This is a genomic window from Catonella sp. (genome assembly GCF_052169795.1).
Taxonomy (GTDB): domain Bacteria; phylum Bacillota; class Clostridia; order Lachnospirales; family Lachnospiraceae; genus Catonella.
In genome coordinates this window covers 1-5,861 of the sequence record NZ_JBQNBU010000109.1, presented here as the reverse complement: position 1 = coordinate 5,861, position 5,861 = coordinate 1, and the positions used below count along the sequence as shown (strand labels likewise).

General features: G+C 37.3%; 4 protein-coding genes. All 4 read right to left on the bottom strand.

Going from position 1 to position 5,861, the window contains the following annotated elements; all coding sequences use genetic code 11:
• Window positions 1–87: 87 nt before the first annotated feature.
• Entirely contained in the window at window positions 88–1,452 is a 1,365-nt protein-coding gene (locus ACTTKP_RS10855) for a hypothetical protein (RefSeq protein WP_442553919.1), read from the bottom strand.
• Entirely contained in the window at window positions 1,445–1,927 is a 483-nt protein-coding gene (locus tag ACTTKP_RS10850) for a flagellar export chaperone FliS (protein ID WP_442553918.1), read from the bottom strand. Before ACTTKP_RS10850 ends, ACTTKP_RS10855 begins: the two co-directional genes overlap by 8 nt.
• Before the next feature lie 14 nt (window positions 1,928–1,941).
• Complete coding sequence (locus ACTTKP_RS10845) at window positions 1,942–3,459, bottom strand: flagellin N-terminal helical domain-containing protein (protein WP_442553917.1); 1,518 nt, start codon at window positions 3,457–3,459, stop codon at window positions 1,942–1,944.
• A gap of 14 nt (window positions 3,460–3,473) precedes the next feature.
• Window positions 3,474–5,861: DUF6240 domain-containing protein (locus tag ACTTKP_RS10840; RefSeq protein WP_442553916.1), on the bottom strand; the 2,388-nt coding region annotated here is incomplete at its 5' end.

Here is a 5,861-nt window from a genome sequence, read left to right as displayed (position 1 = left end):
GGTTTTTTCTCTGACATTTTCTTCTCCTAATCCTTAATATAAGTTTACCATTTAGTCTACTTTCAAGACTGCAATTTGTCAACTATATCAATTTTTTCGCTTCTTTACTATCCATCCGCTGAAAGTAACTATATAGGCCAAAAATATTATTCCAAAAGTAGTTCCAACCAACATAGTTGCCTTCATGCTTCTCTTATGTTCGGTTTCCCTAGTAATTACCGCCCTTACATTACTCTTATTACCTGCACTGTCTATAGCCTGAATTTTTATGTCATTTTCTCCTATGCTTAGGTTCTGAGTAAAACTGAAACTCCCCTTTTTTACTTCTTTCTTCTGACCGTTCATAATAAGAGTAACATCTTCCGAACACTCTCCGGTAATATCTATAGTATTATCAGTTGTCACAGCTCCGTCTATCACCTTATCTAAAACCACCTTAGGCTTTGTGGCATCCACTTTTAACTCTTTTATATAATTTTTAACATTTCCTGCTTCATCAGTTATACTTACAATTATTTTTACATCTCCCTCCGGCAAAATTATATTATAAGTACCACTTGCTTCAGATCCATCTGCTTCTACGGTATCATTCACAATTATATCTACCTTACATTCACCGGTAAAAAGTACATCTATGGAAATCTCCTCATCATTTACTGTATTTCTTGCAGGAAACCTCACTATAGCATTGGGGCTGTTTCTTTCAGGCATGTTATAAAGTATAAAATCTCCATTATTACCGTTTTGGTTAATATGGGCTACAAAATAAGCTACATTTTCTATCTCCTTAGGCACATCTGTAATATATCTTGTTTCATCAGTGTACTTCTCTGAAATAGTCTCCATAGTATATCCATTGTAAAGCCTTACCAAATATCTGCCATTTTCAGTCCCATTCCATGTAATCTCAGCTTTATCATCTACATATCTTCCTAAAATCCCTTCAACTAAGGGCTGTTTACCTCTATCTCTCATAAACTCAATACCTGCCAGATACCTGTCTCCAGATACATAGACAGGGAAATCTATTATTTTTTCAACAGTTTTTTTACCTTTTTTAGAAATTATCTTAAAATAATAGTAACCCGAGTTTGGCACTCTTACAATGATTTTCTCCACTACCTCAGCCCCTGTGCTCTTTAGTTTGACTTCTGCCCAGTCCACATCAGTTTTCGCAGGAGAATAGTATATAGCATGGTTAAGCTTCGCATTCTTATCAACACCTGTAATACCCAATTTTACCGTTACTATTGCACCACAGGTTGCTCCATCCTGCACTTCATCCTGCTCTACCAAAAAAGAGTTCACTTTTAAGACCATCTCCTTTGGCGAGGCGGCCTTCGCGTGAACTGTTTTATCAATCAGTATAACCATTGCAAAAAATAAAACCAAGAAAACTAAAAATCTTATACTTCTTTTTTTCATACTTTTACTAAGCCAAAAGTCAGGCACGAAATCCCCTGTCCGGTGAGTCAGCATCAAAGAGTGTTTCATCTAAGCTCAATCCTTTTCCATAAGTTATTCCTGCATAAACCTGCTGTGTATTTTCCATAACCGGTTTGGAATTATCGGACTTAGCTACTTCCCTGAAACTGTCTCCAAGTTTTTTTACAACCTTTCTTGCGGCTTCTATCTCCTCTTTCTTTCCACTCACAAGTGCAAAGTTAAGGCATCTGCTTATATATATATATAGGCTTGCAAGATTTTTGCTTACCTCATAATGCATATCCAAACTCACAAGCAGTTCTTTTACAAAAGAAACTGCTTGTTTTAATTCATTGCTGAAGCTTTCTTTATCGTCTTTTTCCAGTGCCTCTTCTGCCAAAGTGAGATTTTCTTCTATTATATCATATATTATCACAATTAGCTCACTTTTATTTGCAGAAGTTACTCTTCTTGTATAAATCTTTACAGACTCAGCTTTCAATCGGACCTCCTCCCTTAACTCTGTAACAAGGTCAGTATGGTGTTAGGTCTTTCATTTGCCTGTGCAAGCACACTTGTTCCTGCCTGAGAAAGTACCTTCTGCTGAGTATACTCTGTCATTTCCTCTGCCATGTCTGTATCCATTATTCTGGAAAATGCACTTGTCATATTTTCTGTAGTCTCATCAAGACTTAACATAGTATGCTCGAACCTGTTCTGGTATGCACCAAGCTTCGCTCTTTCACCTGATACCCTGCTTATTGCTATATCCACTCTTGATATAGCCCTTGCAGCCTCTTCCCTGGTTCTCAAATTAAGTCCCTTAAGTCCCAAAGTTTCACTGTCAATCCTTCCTATGCTTACATCAAAGCTGTCACCTGTATTTGCACCTACCTGCATTGTCATATACCCTGCATCCAGCACTGTAAGGTCAACTTCTCCACCCTTGTCATTTTCAGTGGTATAGTTTTTTACTTTAAGCTCCATTTCAAATCCGCCGTTATCCTTAACTATCACCTTATCTCCATCTGTCCTCACGGTGGCAGTTTTACTAAAGCCCTCACCTAATTCGACAGTAGTATCACTTCCTCTCTCAGGCTTATCCATCTCTGTAGGAAGACCAAGTGCTGCAGCAAGATTGGCAGCATTATCCTCAGCTGATTCTAATACTGTACCATCCTTATCCTTAACCGCTGTACCAACTACCTTTATATCTATTTTTGCCTTACTTCCATATTCTTTCGACACTAAGAGCAGACTTGCACCACCATCAAATTTTTCATAATTGTAACCGCCATATAGTTCATTACCATCGGCACTAGGTCCGCCTCCATTTCCAATCAGGCTGAGACCTGCCCTCTCTGCTCCTTTAATTAACTTATCTCTTACAGAGTCAAAACTTTCACCTTTATTAATAGTTATTACTTCTCCATTAATAATAATTTTTCCTGCTATATTGGAGTCCTCTCCAAATGCACCCTCATCAACTGTACCGCCTTCATACACCGCTTTCTTCGGATCGCCGGTAACATTGAGTTTATATTTACCATGTGGCACTACATCTGTAGAACGAAGGACATCCACACCTTCATTCTTAGTAACGGACTTTCTTCCAACCTCTCCATTTAAAAGATTTTTTGTGTTAAAGCCGGTAGTACCGGATATTCTATCTATCTCATTATTAAGTTCATCTATTTCTTTTTGTATTGCATCCCTGTCTTCACCGGAATAAGTATCATTTGCTGCCTGTATCGCAAGTTCTTTCATCCTTATTAAGATGGCACTGACTTCATTAAGAGCACCTTCTGCCGTCTGTATAACTGAAATCCCATCTGCAGAGTTCCTGGATGCTCTTTCAAGAGACTTTATCTGAGTTCTCATTCTCCTGGAAATTGAAAAACCTGCCGCATCATCCGCCGCCGCATTTATCTTATTTCCTGACGAGAGGCGTTCTGTACTTTGGGAAAGTCTTTTATCCACCCTACTAAGGTTTGTATTCGCCCTAAGAGCCGAAATATTATTATTAATTCTCATGTTGTCTTCTTCTCCTACTCTCTTATTTTCAAAGCTTTCAAGACATATGCTGTCACTGCCTTAGCTGTTTTATATATATCTGAAGTTTTAACACTATCATAATATATATCGTCCGAATTTGTAATTTTTGAAGTCCCGCCAGCTAAATGATATGAAATTTCTCCAATACCCATCTTCATTTCCGACAAACTTTTTTTAAGAATTTCCTCATTAAACTTAAGTTCATCAAGAGTTTCCCTTGAATCAGTCTTAAAATAACCTGTAATCCTCTCATTTATAATTCTAAATTCTGATGTGACACTGCCCTCATTAGTAGTTAAAATTATAACCGCCTTGCCCTTATCTGCCTCTGCTCTTCCCTTTCTGATAGTAATTGACAAATCGGCAAGCTTATCCTCATCGTAAATAAATGGTATGTCATAGGTTTTACTCTCCACCCTTTTCACTGACAGTTCAATAGTCTTTTTAACCGCTACAAGCCCATTCAGCTTCTCATATGTAAGCTTCTCATCTTCCATTATCTTGGTTACTTTTTTACTAAGTGCATCTGTAACAGCCTTTTCATTTTCAGCTGCAAAACGCTCCCCATCAAACTCATCAATAAACTTCACCGAAAGGTTGTTAACCTCCCTTTTTTCTTCTCCTGACATTTCAGTAATAATCCCAAGAAAACTTCTTCTTCCCTTGGAAATATCCATCTGTGTCAAAATATTGGAAACTGTCATTTCAGCTCTTTCATCCAAAATATATTCTACATCTGTAGTCTTAAATTCTTTTGTAACTTCAGCCAACTTTGCTTCATAATATGACCGGTCAGCTTCTGATAAACTTTCTTTAATATTTCCTGCAAGCAGTCTTGCATAGGCTCTGTCTATTTGACTGTCAATCTTAGAAGTATCACTTAAAATATCTGTAAGTTCTCCAAAACTCTCATCTATCTTTTCGTTAAAACTATCTAATTTCCTCGTCCTCACTGCTGACAGCATATTTCTAAGAGTGAGACTCTGATTAGCAAGACTTACACTTCCTATGGCTGCTTCATCTCCTTTTTCAATCTGATTAAGCAAACGGTAAATCCCTATATAAGCCTCTCTTTCAGTCTCACTTATCTCACCGTTTCTTTCCATGTTATAAAGATAACGGCTATATTTTTCATCACTCGGAATTATTTTTTCATTTATCTCTTTCGCAGCCTCAAAAAGTTCTTCCATGCTCATATCAAGAGGGTTAAGTCCCGATTTAACAAGACCTGCAACTGTAGCCGGTTTAAGTTCTCTTAGAGCATTTTCCGTAAGTGCGGTCACAAACTTCATCTTAGTTACAGCCTCATAACTTACCTCTGCCTTGTTATAGGCTAAAAGTTTTACAGCCTTCCTGTTCTCTTCTGTCAGTTCCAGCTTATTTTCTCTTAAAACCTCATCTATATTACCAAAAGCCTTACGGATACTATCTCCCAAATCAGCCCTTATTGCAGTTGCCCCTTTTTCATACGCTAAACCTGCTTCGTGATAGGCTGAAAGGGTAATCCTTGTCTCTTCCCTGTAGGCAGCAGAAACTGCACCTGCCTTATAATCTGACTCATAAGTCCTTGTAATAGCATAAGAGCGGATAGATATCACATTTCTTAACAGCTCTATCTGATTCTCACTATTTACATAAACTTGAGACTCTTGCAAGTGTTCATAACTTTCTAAAGTCTTTGCTTTATTTAGAAGTTCTTTATAATATCCTTCTTCCTCTTTTCTTAGGTTTTCAACCAACCCTTTGAGGTCTGTTACATCTATCTTGATACCTTTATTTAACATATTTACTGCGGATTCTTCTGTTAATTTAAGCCTTATTTCTTCAAGGCTTCTTCTTTCTCTTATCTCTGTAATCGTAATTTCTGTTTTTCTAAAATAATTAACTACAAATCCCGCCTGCCTGTTATTAGCACTACCTACTAAAACATCCGTTGCCTCTTTTCCCTCTGAAAGCCCTTTTGCAAGCTTCCCCATAAGATTATTAAGCCCTTCGATACTCCCTATCTCTTTTTTTAATTTATTAAGACTTAGAAACTTTGCCACACCGGCAGGAGTAATCTCCATTCCTTTTGTAAAAAGCCACTTAGCTGCACTGAGACTTTCGTCATCTTTTTCAATTCCCTTATCTTCTAAGAGTGTCTCCGCCTGAGTTTCAATCTTAGCCCAGATTTCATCTGTTTTTGTATTTTCTACATTTGTAGAATTGTTGTCAACTAGGGCTATGTGCTCTGCCTTATAAATATTTGATATAGTTTCCTGTAAATCACCCTCTATCATATGAGTTATTGCAGGCTCAGTTATATTTTGTATAACTTCTTTTGCAAAATCTACTGCTCCCGAAAGTTTTACAATATTTTCTTTTGTTACTGCCATACCGGA